Source organism: Flagellimonas lutimaris, from assembly GCF_051494225.1.
Taxonomy (GTDB): Bacteria; Bacteroidota; Bacteroidia; order Flavobacteriales; family Flavobacteriaceae; genus Flagellimonas; species Flagellimonas lutimaris_A.
This window is the reverse complement of sequence record NZ_JBNPYE010000001.1, coordinates 625283-645356: the sequence shown is the minus strand read 5'-3', so window position 1 is coordinate 645356 and position 20074 is coordinate 625283. Positions and strand designations below refer to the sequence as shown.

Annotated in this window: 14 protein-coding genes; 5 read left to right on the top strand and 9 right to left on the bottom strand. The window is 41.3% G+C overall.

The genetic code is table 11. From position 1 onward, the window contains the following. Positions 1 to 75: 75 nt before the first annotated feature. The 4 genes from ACQQ5U_RS02865 to ACQQ5U_RS02850 all read right to left on the bottom strand — a co-directional run bounded on the left by ACQQ5U_RS02865 (position 76) and on the right by ACQQ5U_RS02850 (position 3877). Entirely contained in the window at positions 76 to 504 is a 429-nt protein-coding gene (locus ACQQ5U_RS02865) for an FKBP-type peptidyl-prolyl cis-trans isomerase (protein WP_437395431.1), read from the bottom strand. 116 nt (positions 505 to 620) lie between these two features. Beyond that, positions 621 to 2057: an amidohydrolase family protein gene (locus ACQQ5U_RS02860; protein ID WP_437395430.1), complete on the bottom strand. Its 1437-nt coding sequence runs from the start codon at positions 2055 to 2057 to the stop codon at positions 621 to 623. Between the two features lie 110 nt (positions 2058 to 2167). Continuing rightward, positions 2168 to 3256: an acyltransferase family protein gene (locus ACQQ5U_RS02855; RefSeq protein WP_437395429.1), complete on the bottom strand. Its 1089-nt coding sequence runs from the start codon at positions 3254 to 3256 to the stop codon at positions 2168 to 2170. 33 nt (positions 3257 to 3289) lie between these two features. Next, the gene (locus ACQQ5U_RS02850) at positions 3290 to 3877 is read right to left on the bottom strand and encodes an ankyrin repeat domain-containing protein (protein ID WP_437395428.1); all 588 of its coding nucleotides are present in this window, start codon (positions 3875 to 3877) and stop codon (positions 3290 to 3292) included. 222 nt (positions 3878 to 4099) lie between these two features. On the opposite strand from ACQQ5U_RS02850, the gene ACQQ5U_RS02845 reads away from it, so the two are divergent. Next, positions 4100 to 6163, top strand: a complete 2064-nt coding sequence (locus ACQQ5U_RS02845; RefSeq protein ID WP_437395427.1) for a helix-turn-helix domain-containing protein — start codon at positions 4100 to 4102, stop codon at positions 6161 to 6163. Between the two features lie 129 nt (positions 6164 to 6292). After that, on the top strand, positions 6293 to 9688 hold the full coding sequence (locus ACQQ5U_RS02840; RefSeq protein WP_437395426.1) for an amidohydrolase family protein: 3396 nt from the start codon (positions 6293 to 6295) through the stop codon (positions 9686 to 9688). A gap of 76 nt (positions 9689 to 9764) precedes the next feature. Here the strand turns inward: ACQQ5U_RS02840 and ACQQ5U_RS02835 are convergent, their stop codons facing one another. Both ACQQ5U_RS02835 and ACQQ5U_RS02830 read right to left on the bottom strand, forming a co-directional pair. Next, positions 9765 to 11453, bottom strand: coding sequence for a leucine-rich repeat domain-containing protein (locus ACQQ5U_RS02835; protein WP_437395425.1), 1689 nt, complete (start codon positions 11451 to 11453; stop codon positions 9765 to 9767). A 183-nt stretch (positions 11454 to 11636) separates the two neighbouring features. Next, positions 11637 to 12146, bottom strand: a complete 510-nt coding sequence (locus ACQQ5U_RS02830; protein ID WP_437395424.1) for a hypothetical protein — start codon at positions 12144 to 12146, stop codon at positions 11637 to 11639. 143 nt (positions 12147 to 12289) lie between these two features. Here ACQQ5U_RS02830 and ACQQ5U_RS02825 point away from each other — a divergent pair, with 143 nt between their 5' ends. Both ACQQ5U_RS02825 and ACQQ5U_RS02820 read left to right on the top strand, forming a co-directional pair. Continuing rightward, complete coding sequence (locus tag ACQQ5U_RS02825; protein WP_437395423.1) at positions 12290 to 13423, top strand: hypothetical protein; 1134 nt, start codon at positions 12290 to 12292, stop codon at positions 13421 to 13423. Positions 13424 to 13529: 106 nt separating this feature from the next. Next, positions 13530 to 15140, top strand: coding sequence for an alanine/glycine:cation symporter family protein (locus tag ACQQ5U_RS02820; RefSeq protein ID WP_437395422.1), 1611 nt, complete (start codon positions 13530 to 13532; stop codon positions 15138 to 15140). A 25-nt stretch (positions 15141 to 15165) separates the two neighbouring features. On the opposite strand, the gene ACQQ5U_RS02815 is transcribed toward ACQQ5U_RS02820, so the two are convergent. The 3 genes from ACQQ5U_RS02815 to ACQQ5U_RS02805 form a co-directional block, all read right to left on the bottom strand. Next, complete coding sequence (locus ACQQ5U_RS02815) at positions 15166 to 16443, bottom strand: aminotransferase class V-fold PLP-dependent enzyme (RefSeq protein ID WP_437395421.1); 1278 nt, start codon at positions 16441 to 16443, stop codon at positions 15166 to 15168. 65 nt (positions 16444 to 16508) lie between these two features. Continuing rightward, positions 16509 to 16883, bottom strand: coding sequence for a group I truncated hemoglobin (locus ACQQ5U_RS02810; RefSeq protein WP_437395420.1), 375 nt, complete (start codon positions 16881 to 16883; stop codon positions 16509 to 16511). Between the two features lie 211 nt (positions 16884 to 17094). Beyond that, positions 17095 to 17718 (bottom strand): YdeI/OmpD-associated family protein, encoded by a 624-nt coding sequence (locus ACQQ5U_RS02805; RefSeq protein ID WP_437395419.1) that lies wholly within the window; start codon positions 17716 to 17718, stop codon positions 17095 to 17097. Positions 17719 to 17848: 130 nt separating this feature from the next. Between ACQQ5U_RS02805 and ACQQ5U_RS02800 the strand changes: the two genes are divergently transcribed. After that, entirely contained in the window at positions 17849 to 20044 is a 2196-nt protein-coding gene (locus ACQQ5U_RS02800) for a transferrin receptor-like dimerization domain-containing protein (protein ID WP_437395418.1), read from the top strand. Positions 20045 to 20074: the final 30 nt, after the last annotated feature.

Sequence of the window (20074 nt, the reverse complement as noted above, 5' to 3'; positions counted from 1 at the left end):
ATAAGGAGAGAACCAGATGTAACTAGGTCCTCTCCTCAAACTTATTATTGCTCCTAACTTTGTTAGGACTCTGTTCTATAGTATCTCAACCACTTCCAGGTCAAATACCAAATCTTGACCGGCCAAGGGATGGTTGGCATCTATAATAATGTCCTCCTCCTCTACTTTGGCCACTCTGAATTGTTGTTCTTGCCCTTGAGCATTGGCACCCACCAAGCCCATTCCAACTTCTGGCTTAAGATCTTCTGGCAATTGTGACTTGGAGATTTTTTGAAAAAGTGCTTCGTTCACTTCTCCATAAGCATCTTGCTTGTCTATGGTAATTGTTTTCTTTTCGTTTACGCCCATATCAATCAATCCCTTTTCAAATCCAGGTATTAATTGACCTTCGCCCAATTTTATTTCTAACGGTTCTCTTTGTAATGAGCTGTCAAAAATCTGCCCATCAGCAAGTTTACCCGTGTAGTGTACTTTTACAGTATCGTTCTCTTTTACTTTACTCATAAATGTTTGTTTACAGTTTTAAAATCAAAACGTTGCAAAGATAAGAGGTATAAAATGGTTCAACGAAAGAGTTGGCCTAAAATGGGTTTTGAGCACATATTTACCTGTTCATGTAATTATTTTTCAATGATCAAGTTTTCGGCATATCGTATCCCCGAGGCCAACAGGTTTTTGCGGTCTTTGGCCTTTTCCTCAAAGGAATCGAGAGTTTTTCTATCCAATTTTCTACCATTTACAAAAACAGTAGATGGATGTTCCAATGCCGAGAGGTCCGACGATAAGGGATTGTTATCCGTCAATATGAGATTTGCGACTTTCCCTGCTTCTATAGTTCCCATATTATTCATGATGGAATGTGTTTTGGCGGCATTCACTGTAGCTGTTTTCAATACTTCAAAATTGGACAAGCCAGCTTCTTTGTAAAACTTCAATTCCTGATGGATGGAAAATCCTGGAGATGTAACACCGATACCGGAATCTGTACCACAAATAATCCTCACATTGGCTTCATGCAGTTTTTTTATGATGTACAAATGAAAATCATGCTGGTTTTTGATGCGCTCGGTAACTGAAGGATCCTCTAATTTGGTGTTGTGCCATCTATCAAACTGTGCCCTGCTATCCACCCTTTTAATTAATGGGCTCATATATTGCATTGACTCGGATTCCAAAATATTGTCATCTATCAGCATTTGATAAATATTATTGAAGACCACCAATGTGGGACAATGGGCACTGTATTCCGCTTGAGCATATAAATCAACCACATCTTTTAATTTAACCGTGTCCAAATCATAACCCAAGGGCTGTTGAACAAACTCTTCCGTATGTTCAATCGATTTTATCTGAGGATCAAAATGATAGGAATATGGCACTTTTTGTGATGGATGGGCAACAATATCCACCCAGGATTTCTTTGCTTGATCTAGTACGGCTTCGAACAGCTCGGGAGTTAATCCGTAGTAGGTTTTAACAAAGTCGTAGCCTCGTTCCTTATAGGAAATCACTTTATTTTTTGCTTCTTCGGGGGTTTTCAAATTTAAATTGTCATCTCCTATAAACTCTGGTCCCGTAAGTTTTGGACCCGTGGTAAAGAACATGGGTGAAATTATTTCATCGTTATTTACATCTTCCTTGATGCGCAAATGCATGGGCATTCCCCATAAATTGCGAACTGCGGTAACCCCATTGGAAAGGTAGAGTCCCAATTCATACCTATCCCAAACATGAACGTGCATATCAATAAGACCTGGCATTAGATACTTGTTTTTCGCATCGATAACTTCAACACCATTGATGTTTATATTCTCCGTGATAGTTTGGATAGTACCATCCTTTATATACACCATTTTATCAGTGAGAACAGTATCTTGGGTCATAGGGACGACATTCACATGGGTAATAAGATAAGAGCTGATATCGCCATTCTCGATATGGTCAATATTCAAGTACTTCGTTCTTTGTGCATCGACACCAATAATTATAAGAATGGCTATGATGAGTACCCCTATAAGAGCGAAAACAATCTTTAAAATCTTTTTCAATAGTTTCATTGATACAAGTAATAACTTTTTACTGTTTAATCTGACGCCTTGAATTAAAATCTGTTACGTTATTAGCACTTTTTTTTCGATTTGATACCAGACAAGGCCACCCAAAGACATCAGGGTTCACTCACCAGCACTTTTGCTATCCCATTCTTTTGCTTTCCCTTTAAACCAAACAGAGGTCGTAGAAACCAAACCCTGCGGATAAGTAACTCATATAGGATATAACACACCGCAAAAGTGAATACAATTATCCCCAACAATTGTAACCATGGATTAATTTTTAACGGTAAGATCAATAGCCCGCCCAAATACATCACAAACATATGGATGATGTACACTGGGTATGCAGCCTGACTCAAATAACTCAATAGTTGACTGGGTTTGTTCAGGTAGCGGTATGAGAGACCAAATACCCCAAAAATCCAGCAATTGGATTCCAAGGCCATAAGATACCCCGGTGCCTCCAACTGAAATTCAACATACCTAACAGCATACAACACCAAAGCAAGTGCCAAATAACCCCATCGCCATTTTTTAACTGTATCCCAGAAATGTTGACCGCTATACACAAAAATATATCCAAAAAAGAACGCCAAACCTCCTAAAAAGAAGCCATGCCAGGTTTCGGCGTATAAGGAAAATATTTGCGGTTTGACCAAAATGGCTTCGAGCATAAAAAAGAGGGAAATCAATAAGGGTCCGCCTGGGTTGGACATTATCTTGTTCAAAATTTGCTTGAACTTTCCTCCTTCTCTATTTTTCAATAGATAAAAAACCGGTAAAAACAGTAGCACATAGACAAAAATGTTTCCTAAAAACCATAAGTGGCCCACATGTGGATAGTACCCCAACGGAAGTTTATAAAATTCTTGGAAAACAAACATGTGCAAAGGGGTTATCGCTACTACACCAAAAAGGAACGGCAACAAAATGCGGCGTGTCCGCTCTCCAATCAATTGTTTCCAATTACGTTTGCGCATGGCGAAAAATAGTCCCATACCCGATACAAAGAACAAAATTGGAATACGCCATACATTGAGCATGGTCATTGGCGTCCATAAGCCTTCCAGAGGCTGTTCGCTCTTAACAAAGCCTATAAACATGGCCCAGGGCTGAAAAATGATTGCAATATGGTAGATCAATAGCAAGGCAATGGTAATTACCCGCAACCAATCAATATCGTGTCTACGTGCTATTTTCATGACTATCGTTTTTTTAGTTTTTGATTATTGTGATTATTGCAACATCATAGCGATTACCGGACGGGTCTTTTCAACCTCGGCCAAATCAAGCTGAAGTCCAACTGGCGCCAATTGTTGTTGCATCATTTTATATATAGGTTTTATATCCTCAAACGGACCCATAACCGTCTCACGTGGAGTAGCCCCATAGTTGTTTTTCATGGTCTTATCTGCTCCGGCATCCATCAACATCTGAACAGCTTCTACCCTACCAAAGAAAGCGGCCACATGTAAGGCTGTAGCACCATCGTTGTTTTTGATTGTCAAATCTGCATCGGCGTCAATCAACGCTTGGGCAATATCATTTTCACCAAAGGTTATCGCCGCAATTAATGGCGTAGACCCGCTAAGGGCATCTTTTTCATTGATGTCTGTTCCGGCAGCAATATGCTGTTTGACCACATCCAAGTTTCCAGCTACCACAGCAGCAGAAAGGGCCATGTCCGGTGCATTAACTTCTGTTTTGGCAGTTGTTTCCTTATTGGATTCTGACTTTTTTTGACCGCAGGAGGATAGGCTTATCATTAGAATAAGCATTGCATACATTAAATGTTTCATTGAATTGTTTTTAAAATTTTTCATGACTTTTAGTTTTAATTGTTGAACATTAAATTTTACCCTACAAAGGTTCTCCAAAACATGATGCAGCACCAATCACCTATGCTGCGTTGTATATAAGCCCTGCACAGGCAGTAAAAATTATGGCGCATGGATATAAATTATGCGGCAAACCTTGCATTTTTGCCCTGATGAGGAATCGTTTATATTTGTTACATCCATGCAGCTATTAATCTGCAAACCACTATGCTGGACAAACCAAAAGGGCAAAAATTTACCGAGGAGGCCAAAGCTATCGTACTTGAACATCTTAGTGATGAACATTTTGGCGTTTCGGAATTGGCAGATGCCATGAGCATGAGCCGCTCCAGCCTGCTGCGTAAATGCAAAAAACAAACGCAACTCTCCGCCAGTCAATTTATTCGTCAGATACGACTACGGGAAGCCATGGAATTGCTTAAGGAAAAGGACCTCACGGTTTCTGAAGTTTCCTATCAGGTTGGCTTTGGAAGCACCTCCTATTTTATCAAATGTTTTCGGGAACACTATGGCCATCCTCCAGGAGAAGTTGGCAAAGCTGATTTTGAAGAAATAGTAAGGGATCAATCATCATCATTTCTAAATAAATATAAATGGGTAGCAATTGCCGTAGCAATTCTAGTTTGTGGAGGTATTGCTTTTATATTGATACCCTCCCACTCTCCTACTACTGATGTAGCACAAAAAACAGGTTTAGAAAAATCCATCGCAGTACTCCCCTTTAAAAATGAAAGTAGCGATTCCACCAACCTGTATTTTGTAAACGGTTTGATGGAGGCATCTCTGGGCAATCTTCAAAAAATTGAAGATATGAGGGTGATAAGTCGCACCTCAGTGGAAAAATATCGAAATTCCAATCAGAACATCGGTGAAATTGCTTCGGAACTGGATGTAAATTACATTGTAGAAGGCAGTGGTCAAAAGGTGGGCGACCAAGTAATGCTCAACATCCAACTAATAGATGCCAGCACAGATACCCGAATCTGGGGGGAACAATATACTCAGGAGTTAGTGGATATTTTTGCCGTACAAAACGAAGTTGCCAAGAAAATTGCCGATGCTATCGAGGCCAAGGTCACCCCATCCGAATTGGAACAAATTGATAAAAAGCCGACAGAGAATCTTGTCGCTTACGATTATTATCTGAAGGCCCAAGAACCCTTTAATCGACAAACTGAAGAAGGCCTATTGGAAGCCATCCCACTGTTTGAGAAAGCCATTGAAGAAGACCCGCAATTTGCCTTGGTCTATGCTGATTTGGCCATTGCCTATTACTATCTTGACCTGTACAAAAAAGAAAAAGAATATACCGAAACCATCAACAACTATGCGGACAAGGCCTTGCTGCATGACTCCAAACTTACAGAAAGCTTAATTGCAAAGGCCTTGTATTATATGCATATCGGTGATTATAGGTTAGCAGTCCCCCATTTAGAAAAAGCGTTGGAATACAACCCCAATTCATCGGGGGTAGTTAATATTTTATCTTCTATTTACTCCAATGCCCTCCCCGATACCGGAAAATATTTAGAATATGCCCTAAAGGGCATTCAGTTAGATGTTGCCGATAATGATACGGCAAAAAGCTATATTTATTTACATTTGAGCAATGCCCTGATACAATCTGGGTTTACCGACGAGGCACTGGAGTATATTGACAAAGCAATTGAACTATTTCCACAAAACCCCTATGCCCCATACCTGAAGGCGTATATCCGTTATGCGAAGAATAAAGATATCAAGCAGACTCTGAATGCTATGAAAAAAGAGCTTCAGAAGGATACCACTCGATTGGACATTTTACAGGAAGTGGCCAAACTACATTATTTTCAGAAAGAATACGACAGTGCTTATCGATATTACAAGTCTTATAATGAGATGAAAAAAGCCCGCGGATTGGATATTTATCCACAAGAGGATATCAAAATTGGTGTTACCTATGAGAAGATGGGATTCCAAAAAGAAGCCGATGAATTATTGAAATCCTATACCGAGTATTGTGAAAATGACCAATCTATTTATCAACCAGCAAGCATGGCTGTAAAATATGCCTACGAGGGAAAAACAGACCTGGCCATAGAACAATTGGAGGAGTTTGCCGCTAAGAACCACTTTCAATATTGGATTCTGCTGTTTATGGGATTGGACCCCAACCTTCAAAAGCTTGAGACAAATCCTAAATACGAAGCTGTCATGCAGAAAATCGAGGACAGGTTTTGGGAAAATCATGCCAAGCTTAAAGAAACCTTGGAAGAGAAAGGATTACTTTAATTCCAAACCCTTTTTCGATTAATCAAACATTAAAAATGGCTTAGACTCTTTCAAATACAAGCCTTATAAATAAAAGTAATTTTTATTTTTTCATACCTTGTTAGCTTAAGTCATCAATAAATCAACTAAATGAAAAAAAATTATTTCCTATTATCCTTGGTCCTATTGCTTGGGTTTTTCCCAATTTTAGCGCAGGACAAGGAGCAAGAAACCGATAGTACCAAAAAAGCTACCAAAGAACTTCCTTTGGAACCGGAAAGAAAAATTTCATTCACCACTAAAGAAGGTACTTGGTTATCCTTGGATGTGAGCCCGGATGGTAAAAACATCATTTTTGATATGATGGGCGATTTGTACACCATTCCCATCCAAGGTGGAAAAGCCACCCAAATCACAGAAGGGTTGGCCTATGATGTACACCCCCGGTACAGTCCGGATGGAAAATCCATCGTATTTATTTCCGATAAGAGCGGTTCGGATAACATCTGGACCATGGAGCTGGAATCGGAAGAAACCAAACAGATAACAATAGACAATAACCAAAACTTTTTCTCTGCCGATTGGAGCCCAGATGGTGAGTATATTGTTGGTGCTCGTGGTCGTAGAAACATTAAGCTGCACATGTATCACAAAGATGGAGGCGGTGGAGCCCAGCTTATTGACAAACCCGACAATTTAAAAACCATTGATCCTGAGTTCTCCCCCGATGGCAAACTCATTTATTTCTCCCGAAGAATGAGATCTTGGAACTACAATGCTCAATTACCGCAATATCAATTGGGCACTTATAGCATGGATGATGGAGGAATTTCTACCATTACCTCGCGTTACGGGTCAGCATTCACCCCTACCCTTTCACCAGATGGTAAATGGTTGGTATATGGTAGCCGATTTGAAACAGAGACCGGACTGGTATTGCGCAATTTGGAAAACGGCGATGAGCGTTGGTTGGCCTATCCTGTGCAACGTGACGAACAAGAATCCATTGCACCTTTGGGCGTATTGCCCGGAATGGCTTTTACTCCAGATAGCGAAAGCTTAATTGCCAGTTACGGAGGTAAAATCTATACCATTAATGTTGTATCCAATACTGCGACAGAAATCCCCTTTGAGGTTGATGTGAACCTTGAACTCGGACCACAACTCTCGTTCAAATATCCTATAAAGGATACCCCTGAGGCATTGGTTACCCAAATACGAGATGGAGTACCTTCACCAGATCGCAGCAAATTGGCATTTACAGCTTTAAATAGGCTGTATGTCATGGATTTGCCCAATGGGACACCTAAGCGATTGACCAAAAACGACTTCACGGAAGCGCAGCCTGCATGGTCACCAGATGGAGAAAGTATTGTTTTCGCCTCTTGGGAAACGGACGGTGGACATCTATATAAAGTGAATGCCAACGGACGTGGAAGAGTAGAAAAACTAACCGAGGAAGCTGCCATTTATAATAACCCTGCATGGTCTTACAATGGTAACAGAATTGTGTTCACCAAAGGTTCTGCTCAAGTTTATAGAGATGCCATTGGGCCAAGGGCTAGCGGTGCACAGGAAGATTTGGCATGGATTTCCGCTGATGGAGGTACAATTACTGTGATTGACAAAGCAGAAGGCCGTTCCAATCCACATTTTACCAAAGTGGACAACCGAATTTATTTGAGCAAAGGGAAATCCTTATTATCTATTCGATGGGATGGAACCGACCAAAAAGAACATCTAAAATTAAGTGGAATTACCACTTATGGTTCTTCGTCTTTTGGTTTCCATGACGAAAATGGAGGACACAACATTTTACCGGGATCAGAGCAATTTCAAGCTCCCGAAGATAAATCCTCCTCCCCATCCGAAATAAAGATATCTCCGGATGGAACCACGGCATTGGCCAAAATCAACAATGATATATACACGGTTACCATTCCAAAGTTTGGAAAAACCCCTAAGATTTCGGTTGCCAATGCAGAAAAAGCGGCTTTCCCTGCTAAAAAGCTTACTGTAATGGGAGGAGAATTCCCCGAATGGGCCGGCAATAGCAAAAATGTACACTGGTCATTGGGAGCCAGCCATTTTATCTATAACATCTCAGCTGCCGAGGCTTATGCAGATAGCGTGGCCACAGCCAAAAAAGAAGCAGAAAAGCTTAAGGATAAAGAGAAGGAGGAAGATAAAGAAGATGATGATAAAGAAAAGGATAAGGAAGAAGAGGACAAAGGGTACACCGCAAACGAAATAAAGGTAAAGGTCACCTATACCAAAGATATTCCAGAGGGAACCATACTGCTTAAAGGTGCCAGAATCATCACCATGAAAGATGATGAGGTGATTGAAAACGGTGACATCCTTATCGAGAACAATCGAATCAAAGCTGTTGGAGCATCCGGTACTTTGGACGTGCCCAGAGGAACAACGGAAATAGATGCCAGCGGTAAAACAATCACACCTGGTTTTGTAGATACCCACGCCCATATGTGGCCCAACTGGGGAATTCACAAAAATCAGATCTGGATTTACTCAGCGAATTTAGCTTACGGTGTAACCACAACACGCGATCCACAAACCGCCACTACCGATGTATTGACGTATTCCGATATGGTGGATGCCGGTATGATGCACGGTCCCCGTGTTTATAGTACTGGACCTGGTGTTGGGTATTGGGCGTACAAAATCAAATCCCTGGAACATGCCAAAGAGGTGTTGCAACAGTACAGTGAGTATTACAATACCAAGAGCATCAAAATGTATCTGGTGGGGAACCGACAGATGCGCCAGTGGATCATTATGGCAGCCAAAGAATTAAAATTGATGCCAACTACCGAAGGTGGACTTGATTTTAAACTCAACATGACACAATTGTTGGACGGGTATCCAGGGCATGAGCACTCGTTGCCCATCTATCCCATTTATAAAGATGTGGTACATTCCATTGCGGAGTCCAAAATGGCGGTTACCCCCACCCTTTTGGTGTCCTACGGTGGGCCATGGGCAGAAAACTATTACTATGCGACCGAACAACCTTACCACGACAAGAAACTTCAATATTTTACCCCATATGAAGAATTGGCGCAAAAATCACGAAGAAGAGGCTCCTGGTTTATGCCAGAGGAACACATTTTCCCGAAACATGCCGAATTCATGAAGGATTTGGTGGAAGATAATGGGATTGGTGGTGTTGGAAGTCATGGCCAGTTGCAGGGATTGGGTTACCATTGGGAACTTTGGTCCGTGGCCAGCGGAGGCATGGAAACTATCGATGCTTTAAAAGTAGCTACCATATTAGGGGCCGAAGCCCTAGGACTTGATAATGACTTGGGAAGTATCGAAGAAGGTAAATTGGCGGACATCCTAATTATGGATAAAAATCCGTTGGATAATATCCGAAATACCAATACACTTACTCATGTGATTAAAAATGGAAAGGTGTATAATGCCGATACGCTTGATGAAGTTGCTCCTGTTGAAAAAGAAGCAGAAACATTCCATTGGCAAACTAAAAAACCAGAGGGCGTTCCAGGAATTGAAAAGTAAGTTTATATTTTATTGAACGTAAAAAGGCGCACCTAACGGTGCGCCTTATTTTATATTAAGTCGTATGAGCCATCAATTAACCATTATTAAATGACCAATTATAATCCAGTGCTAATTCGTTGATTTTAGCAATAGTAGATTGGTCAATCAAATCGGTACCTGGATTGTTTTGGAAATCTATATATCCCGGATTGATTGAATTTAAAACGGCATTATCGTAAACACCTGAAATTATCAAATCCAATTGGGCTCCACTGAATTGATTACTGCCAATATACAAATGGGATACCAAGGGGTTGTTGGATAAATCCAAACTACTTAAATTATTGTTATGAATGGATAACCTTTCGAAACTGCTATGCACACTTAAGTCTATGTTGTCCAATAAATTATCACCGATATATAAATCCCTAAGTTTTAGATTTGCAGAAAGGTCAATCGAGCTTATTTGATTTTCATACAGGTCTATGCGTTCCAATTTGGTGTTTTTAGAAAGATCTATCTGTGTCAAATTGTTTCTCCCAACATTTATTTCCCTTAAATTCAAGTTTTGAGAAAGGTCAATACTTGAAAGTAAATTATTCCCTAAATTTAATTGTTCAAGAACTAGGTTATTGGAAAAATCAATTTGGGTCAATGCATTACCACTAGCAAGTAAAGTAATTAGTTTGGAATTGTTTGAAATATCTAATTCGGAAATTTGATTACTCGAAATAGTTAATATCTCCAAATCCGAATTTTGGGAAACGTCCAAATTTGTCAATTCATTATGACCGATATATAATGATTTTAGTTTAGCGTTATTTGTAACAACCACACTGGAAATCTTATTGCTCGCTATCCAGAGTTCCTCCAATAAATTGTTTTGAGAAACATCTATTGAAGTTAATTTGCCTCCATAAGCACCAAAAGTCTTTAACAATATCAAATTATTCAAATCAACAGATACTATGTTAGTGTAATAATCATCCTCTTGAACACCGCCTAAAATCACATAAGTCAAAACCTCAACGGCCCCAATAATTTTAATTTCATAAATACCGTTCTCTACATAATCATGGGACAGCTCATTATTTATATTTATATCGCTTAGGGTTGAAACATATTCGTCGACGGTGCCATCTCCCCAATCAATTTGATAGGTCGAACCTGTCAGCGATTTCAAGGAAATTACTTTTGTTGTTAAGTTTTCTGAATCATCAACGGTTAACGTAAAAAAATCTTCGGCCTCAGTAAAACCAAGGTCATCTTCCTCATATCCAAACTCCACCCATGAATAACCGGCTGTCTCAATATTTTCAATGGGTGTATTCTTTGAACCCCCTTCTTGTACTGTGAAATTAAAAGGAAGTGAAGTTCCCGTAAACTGAGATAAAGCTGAGGTAGCTTTTGGTACCAAGGAAATGACTAAATCAGCAGAATCTACCACAATAAACTCCGTTAATTTGTAAGTTCCGGGGTCCAACATTATTTCATCGGTTACATAATCACCTTCCTGCTCAATAACATCAAGTTTTTGTCTGTCCAAAATTTTATTGCCATTACTGGTTTCTACACTTACAAAAACATAGGCTGGTATAAATTCCTTGGCGGCAAGATTGGTAGAATTTTTAGCAGTGATATCTTTATTACTAATACTAAAAGATTGGGCACCTTGTTCTACTGCATTAGGGGTTTCGGGTGTCTCAGGAGGTGTAGGTTCTTCACTTTCCGAACATGAGATAAATAAAGTTAATAACAGAAGTAAACTGAAAGCTCTTTTCATAAATTGTTTTGGTTAGCTAAAGGCACATAAATGACTCATAGAAAATAATTTGTCAATGTTTTTCATGTGCTCTAAAAAAGTAGGATTAATTAAATTTTACTGTGCGGATTAAAAGTAGGATTTTTCTAAAAATAATTGAATGATATACTACAACCTGTATAATTTAATAGATAAAGTTTCCTGTTACTCATCCTTCAAATACTTCTTTGGAATATCCTTGCCATCATCTACACTTATGGCCCAAACCATATTGGCAATCCACCATCGGCCTTCGGAATACACCAATTGATAGCTGCCAACCCCTTTGCCTGTTTCGTTATCGGAATCTTTACCTTCAAAACTTTGTATAACCTGGGCCATGCCGTTGTATTCCTCAACAATTTCACCAGTGGATTCTTCGTGATACCCCAAAGAATAATATTCATCGGTAAGTGTTTCCAAAAATTCATCGAGACCCATGGTTTCCTGAGTATATTCTCCATCTTCTTTGCCGACCACACTAAAGTGTGCCGTTGGCAAAAATAAAGTTCGGAAATAGGCCGTGTCAATCACTTGTCCTGGGGCAATGGAAATAACTCGCTGTGTTTCCTTTACCAGTTTATTGGCATTTTGAAACACCGTTTTGTCCTGCGCGTTAGATAAGGTTCCTAAGTGTACTAGTACTAGGAGTGCAAGAATTTTGATTTTATTCATAGCATGTTGAGAATTTATTAAATATAGCCATAAACCCAGCTATCTTGTCTTCAAACCACTCTTATATAATAAATAACTGATGCCTTTGCTCTATCGTATTACTATATTTATACCTTGACAACCTATTCAACAATCAATTGTACTTGCTTCCAATTAGTTTAACATACCAAGACCCCGTAATATCCTCTACACTGGAGATTTCAAAATTTTATGGATGGTGGCAGTTTGTGGTTTGCCTATTCGCTTTTCTGGCCCTAATGTCCATTTGGTATCATATTGGGAAAAAACAGAAAGATTTTGGACCAGTATGGTTGGCCCTTTCCATTCTTTGTTGGGCATTTTCTGGATTGGTAGAGGTAATATATTTGGATGTCAATGAGGCTAGTTATCCTGTTAAAGAAGGTCTTAGAAGTGTATTTTCCTTATTGAACAGTCTTTTTATTTTATTGGCGCTGCCGTGGTTCAAATATTTACCCAAACCTTTTGCTGGGTTGATAAAAAATAAGTTTTGGCCCTACATTATAGGTATCCCTTTTGTATTTGCGCTACTTCCTACCCTACACAAAATGTTCCTTGGCCGGTCGGCATCGGCCATAAACGAACTCGATGTTTATTATGCGCTGTTGACCCTTGTCTTTTTAGGTTTTGTACTTTGGGAATCGTTTATTAAGCGACGACTTCGTTTATTGGGGGTTTTGGCCATCATCACGGTGCTGATTACCTTGATTGCACAAGTGTATAAACTGATGGACAATACCATAAACCTTTTATTGTTCTCTGCAATTTTCAAGACTTCGCTCATCATGCTCTTTTTTGCGCTGGCCTTGAGCTGGGTCAAAGAACTCACCGAAACCGTAATTCCCGAAACATACCAATTAAGGCTTCTCTTTAAGAAACGTGACAAATCCAACGGTTCCAACCATTATGAAGTGACCCTCAAGGGTTTTCCGGGCCATGGTGATAGAACGGTACAGCTAACCCCTGCCCTCCATCGGCTACTTAAAACTTTTGCAGAGCGAAGGCTGGTAACTACCGAAGGTTGGCTCGAAATCAAACCCAAAAACTTCGATGGTGCCAAAAACTATGACATCAACGATCATAATGAGCTAAAACGGTTGATGGAAGCCTTGCTCAATGGCCTTTTTGGGAAAAAAAATTGGACAAAGAACAAGCATTTTACACCGCTTAAAACCACTTTGTTCGAAATGTCGGAAAATAGGGAACGTAAAATTAGACTTCAGCTTCCCAAAGAAAATATTCATATTGAAAATGAATGACTTACAACAGATTTGTCAGCTTTTTGGTTACTGACATTTCAAGATTCTTTCCGACAACCGTCCATAAATTCAAATCAGCAATCGAAATTTCCAAAAATTTCAAGTTATGGGCAGATTACTGTTATTCAGTTTATTATCATTTTCAAGCACCTCATTATTCGCATCTTCTTCTGAAAAAGGATTGGATGAAAAAATAAATGACGGCTTTATGCCATTTGCTGAATGGTGGGAAGGTTTTGTTTTGGCCGAAGTTCCCATTTTTGGCCATAACATCCCTTTGGTCCTTATCATTCTGATATTGGGAGCCCTCTTCTTTACCCTGTACTTTGGCTTTGTCAATATTCGTCATTTTCCAACCGCCATACAGGTGGTACGTGGCAAGTATGACGATCTTGAAAAAAATCAACCCTATTTAAAAGCACAAGTTTATGAAGTGGAGGGCGATTTAATCGATACCATCAAAGATGAAGGTCACTTAGGCGAAGTAAATCACTTTCAAGCCCTTGCCACAGCCGTATCGGGTACGGTGGGTCTGGGCAATATTGCCATGGTGGCCGTTGCCATTTCCATTGGAGGGCCAGGAGCCACTTTTTGGATGATCTTGGCCGGATTGCTCGGGATGTCCTCAAAATTTGTGGAATGCACCTTAGGTGTAAAATACCGCGATATTGATAAAGATGGGACTGTTTTTGGAGGGCCCATGTATTATTTGTCCAGAGGATTAAAAGAAATGGGATTGACCCGTTTGGGCAAATTATTGTCCGTTGTTTTCGCCATTCTTTGTGTTGGCGCCTCTTTTGGAGGTGGAAATGCCTTTCAGAGCAATCAAGCCGCAGCGCAGATCATTGAACGCTTTGGACTTTCGGGGGAATCTTCCGGTAGTATCATTGGACTTATTTTTGCACTATTGGCGGGAATTGTCATTATTGGTGGAATAAAACGTATCGCCAAGGTTACAGAAAAAGTGGTTCCGTTCATGGCCATTTTGTATGTAGGTGCATCCTTGTTCATCATTTTTTCCAATATTCAATGGGTTGATGATGCCTTCGGTCTCATTTTTACGGAAGCCTTTACCCCCAAAGCCACCATTACTGGAGGATTCGTAGGGGTACTTATCCAAGGGTTTCGAAGAGCGGCATTCTCCAATGAAGCGGGTGCCGGTTCAGCCGCGATTGCCCATTCTGCGGTGAATACCTCTCACCCGGCATCAGAAGGGTTGGTGGGTTTGCTGGAGCCTTTTATAGACACCGTACTTATCTGTACTATGACGGCTATTGTCATCATTCTTTTTAATATGGATGGCATGTTTGTTTATGGCAATGTAGTGGATGGTCAAGCTTTGATGCATGATGGCAGCCGTTTGGGAGGGGTCAACATAACTTCCATGGCTTTCGAAAACGCGATCAGTGGATCCTCTTATGTACTCATGGCAGCCGTTTGTCTTTTTGCATTTTCCACTATCCTATCTTGGTCCTATTATGGTCTGCAAGCATGGAAATACCTTTTTGGGCGCGGAAAGCTTATTGATTTAACCTATAAGGTTATATTTCTTCTGTTTACCGTATTGGGTGCGGCCATCACCTTGGATGCCGTAATAAAATTCTCCGATGCCATGATCTTGGCCCTGGTATTCCCCAATATGATCGGGTTGCTGATTTTATTTCCAAAGGTGAAAAAAGAGTTTGTGAAATATATGTCACTCATTTCCAAAGGCTGATTATATGGAACCGGCTTCAGGAAATCTATCCCAACCCTTCAACCAACCGCAAAGCCTTATCAATTTCCTCTTTGGAATTATAAATATGTACCGAGTGACGTAGCATTTTACTGCCTACCGAACGGGGCTGCAAGCGTTCCTTTTCCCACATATATTTTTGGAGCTCTGGTCCGCTCATTCCCTCCACACCGTAAGTGGTGATTCCAGCGGCCATAGCTTCATTGGTGGAAGAATAAAATGTGACATGCTTCATCTCCTTGAGGCCATCACGCAAATATTTGCCCAACTCCTTTACACGGCCCAGCCATACATCATGGCCAATCGTATTAAAAAAGTCTACAGCAGCGTCATAACCGGCCATAAGACCGGCATTACCCGTTCCGTTTTGCATCAACCGGAAACCATGATCATCCTCATTATCCCAATTGTAACTAGCTATGGTGGTCCAAATATCGCCCACCACATCTTTATTAATGTACAACAACCCGCTTCCCGCAGGGGCCAGCAACCATTTGTGCAAACTGGAATAATAGGCATCGCACCCAATATCCTTAACATCCACAGATATTTGCCCCACACATTGTGCACCGTCCAAAACGGTGAAAATGCCTCGTTTTTTAGCCTCGGCACAGATTTCCTTTACCGGCATTACCGTTCCAAAACCGGAAATAATATGAGGAATGGCAATCACTTTGGTTTTTGGGGTGACCTCTTTAAAAATTACATCTACAATTTCTTGCGGGTCGTTTGCAGGCTCGGGCATCGTAGCCATTTTGTACACGCAGCCTTTGCGTTTGGCCAACAATCGCCATGCTCCAAAACCACCACCGTGTTCTTGATTGGTATTGAGCAATTCATCGCCTTCTTTGAGGTTAAGTCCCATACCCACGTAGTTCATGCCAAAAGTGGCATTTTGGGTCAGGGAGATTTCCTTAAAATCGCAATTGATGATCTTGCCCAGCTTGGTCCGTAGTTCCTCATAAGGGAAATAGCCGGTCAACAACTCGGGGCCCGAACCATTTTTGTAATCCACCGTAGCGGCTTCCACGTTCCAGTGCATCATGTGGTCGAACATTTTGTCCAATACATAACCGGGGGTAGGCCCCATCGTTCCATTATTAAAATAGGTCTGTCCCTCTTTCAAAGGAAATTGTTTGCGCACCATTTTCCAATACCCCTCATCCTTGGGTGCATTGGTTTGTAAAGATGCTATGGACCAGTTTTTTTGAGGGTCAAAGGATAATAATGGCAAGGAAAGCGCCGCCATGGCGCCTTGTTTCAAGAATTTTCTGCGTTGTGACATGTTATTTAGGTTGGTAGCACCTAAAATAACCATTATTCATCAATATTGAACTATCCTCTAAATGTCTATTTTGACACGATCATACCCTTTAAGGACCATAAAACGGCAAGTACATCCTTTTTAGAGTCTTCATCTATTCCGTTCGCATCCAATGCAAGCATAATATCATCCATTACATGATAATACTCGCTAGGACTAATGTTCATTCCCGTGTGGGCGGTTACCATATCCATTCCAGTATAATTTGCCGGTCCACCACTACCCATACTGAAAAAGTCAATCGTATGATCTTTAATGACCCTCAAACGTTCTGGTTGGTCTTTTAAAGGAAGAAATCTGGGATTGACCGCAGGATTTTCCATGTGGTTGTTAACAGTGGTATCCACAATAGCAGATATACCTTCTCTTCCTCCGAGCCGTTCAAAAAGTGTGCGTTCCATATGTTGTTTGTTTAGGTTGTTACGTATTCAAATAAATCGCTCGTATTGTAGGAAATGAACGATAATCATTGAAAGCCATGGGGTGATAACTACGACAAATAGATAAATCTATCTGCCTATATTTCAGAAAGTTAATCAAAATAAATTAAACCGATGATATCGCAGCGTTTAATTGTTTATAAATGATAGAGAGACGAAGGTCAATAAAAATCTATCTCTCGTTATACCCCTTTCCTTTGTAGATATTGGGAATACATTTTTCTATACGGTTGATACGTGTTTTGGACTGTTTGGCCTGAGCGATATGAAGCATATACCCACGCTGCCGTCCCGGGGTCAAGGCTTCAAAGGCTGTTTTGAACGCTTCATCTTCATCCAGTTTATTTTGAAGCTCTTCGGGCATATCAAACTCAGCCGTTTTCTTCAGTTTGACTTGCAAACCTGCTTTTTCTACTTCAATCGCTTCATAAATGTATGCTTTTAATACATTTTCCAGCTTACTAATCTGGTCAACCTGAGTAAACCGCAATACGCGAGCAACCTGCGAATTCTCGCCCGGCTTCTCCAAAATACCCTGCTCGTCCTTCAACAAGGAACCCTTAAAAAAGCTGAGCGTACAATTATTTTTAAAAGCCGTAATCATTAAGATATTCTTACTTTGATGGGTGTAGCAGGGCATGCTCCATTTCAATTCTTCGGTCAGTCCGCAGTCCAATACCAATCTTCTGAGGTATTTGAGTTCATCTTGCCAACTATGTACTTTGCATTCCGGGGTGCCGCCCAACGAACAGCGTCCACAACCTTCCGACAAGTAATGATCTATCTCGGCATTCATTTTGTGTCTTTTAATTTGAATGATGCTTTTCAAAGAAAATGCAATTTTTTTGAACATTTGCCATCACTTCTCCCCTTTTTGCTTTATTACCTTTAAACAAACCCTTAAATTTAAGTGCTAATTCAAACCAATGAAAAACAAATTACTTCCCCTACTCCTATTGTTAGGGACAATCAGTATTACGGCCCAAGACAAGATTATTGGGTTCAGTGAAAAAGCTTCCGAAGCGCAAGTACAGCTCGAAGCAGACTACGAGAAACAACTTTCCTCCGACAATTTGGACCAATGGATGAAACTATTGGCCGCCGAACCCCATTGGGTCGGTACCGAATACGGTGAAAAGAACGTAAAATGGATGGAAAAACAGTTCAAATCGTGGGGGTACAAGACCCGCATCGACACTTACCAAGTGCTTTTTCCCTATCCAAAAGTGAGGGTTTTGGAATTGACAGGCCCCACCACATACACCGCTTCTTTGAAAGCTATTCCCGTGGAGGGTGACCCGTACACCGCACAGGGCGATAAATTACTGCCCAGTTACAATGCGTTCTCCACCGATGGGGATGTGGAAGCCGAACTGGTCTTTGTAAACTACGGAATCCCCAGCGATTATGAAGAGCTCGAAAAATTGGGCATCGATGTAAAAGGCAAGATCGTTATTGCCAAATACCAAGGTTCTTGGAGAGGTATCAAACCAAAATTGGCTGCCGAAATGGGTGCCATCGGTTGTATCATCTATTCCGACCCTAAAGATGATGGGTATTACCAAGGCGACGTGTACCCAAAAGGTCCGTACAAGAACAAAACAGGCGTGCAGCGTGGTTCCGTAATGGACATGCCGCTCTACCCTGGTGATGTTTTAACGCCCGGCTATGCCGCCACCAAGGATGCAAAGCGTTTGGACCGTAAAAATGCACCTACCATCACCAAGATTCCGGTGTTGCCTATTTCTTATGAAGATGCACAACCGTTATTGGAAGCTTTGGAAGGCCCTGTGGCTCCTGCAAATTGGAGAGGTGGTCTTCCCCTAACCTATCATATTGGGCCCGGACCTGCCAAAGTACACCTAAAATTGGAGTTTGACTGGCAGTTGAAACCTGCCCATAACCTGATTGCTACTTTGGAAGGTGATGAGTTCCCAGATGAGTGGGTAATTCGTGGAAACCACCACGATGCCTGGGTACACGGAGCCAGCGACCCTATTAGTGGGATGGTCGCCTTGATGGAAGAAGCCCGCGTGGTCGGAAAATTGGCCAAAGCAGGCAACAAACCGAAGCGTACCTTGGTGTACTGTGCTTGGGATGCCGAAGAGCCCGGACTTATCGGTTCCACCGAATGGGTTGAGGACCATATTCCAGAGTTAAAAGAAAAGGCCGTGGCCTACATCAATACCGATGGCAACAGTCGTGGGTATTTGGGTGTTGGAGGTTCCCACTCCCTACAAGCCATGGTAAGCCAAGTGGCCAATGCCGTGACCGACCCACAAAAAGGGGTTTCCGTAGCGGAGCGTCGCAAAGCGGCCAATGTAATCCGTGGTGGTGACAACTCGTTTAAATTGAGCGCCCTTGGTTCTGGTTCGGATTATACGCCTTTTATACAGCATACCGGTATCGCCTCATTGAACTTGGGCTACGGTGGTGAAGGCCGTGGAGGAGAATATCACACCATTTACGATACCTACTCCCACTACACCCGATTTAAAGATCCTGGGTTCCAATATGGCGTTGCTTTGGCAAATACTGCCGGACGTATCTCTTTACGTTTGGCGAATGCGGAGGTATTGCCGTTTGAACTGACCCAATGGCACAGCACCATCGAAACCTATTTGGGCGAGGTCATCAACACCTTGGAAAAAATGCGTGGTGATGTGGAAAAACACAACAAATTGGTAAAAGCGGATACCTACGGATTGGTGATGGACCCGAAAAAACCGATAGCTCCCGCAAAAATGGAGGCCGAAGTACCTTATTTGGATTTCTCGCCCATCCAAAATGTGGTGGCAGAATTAAAGAAAAGTATCGAGACCTTTTCCAAGGCCGATGTACTAGCCCTCTCCCCTGCTAAACAAGCACAACTGAACCAAGAGTTGATGGGCATGGAGCAAGTATTGTTGCAAGAAAAAGGACTTCCCCGCAGGGATTGGTTCAAACACCAAATCTACGCACCCGGATTTTACACGGGTTATGGGGTAAAAACACTTCCAGGCGTGCGCGAGGCCATTGAGCAAAAGGAATGGAAAGAAGCTCAGGAACAAATCGGGGTATTGGCCACCACCCTAAAAGATTTTGATGCGCAGGTACAAAAACTGAACCGCATAGTGCAGTAAATGGATTAAGACTGATAAGCCAACACCGCC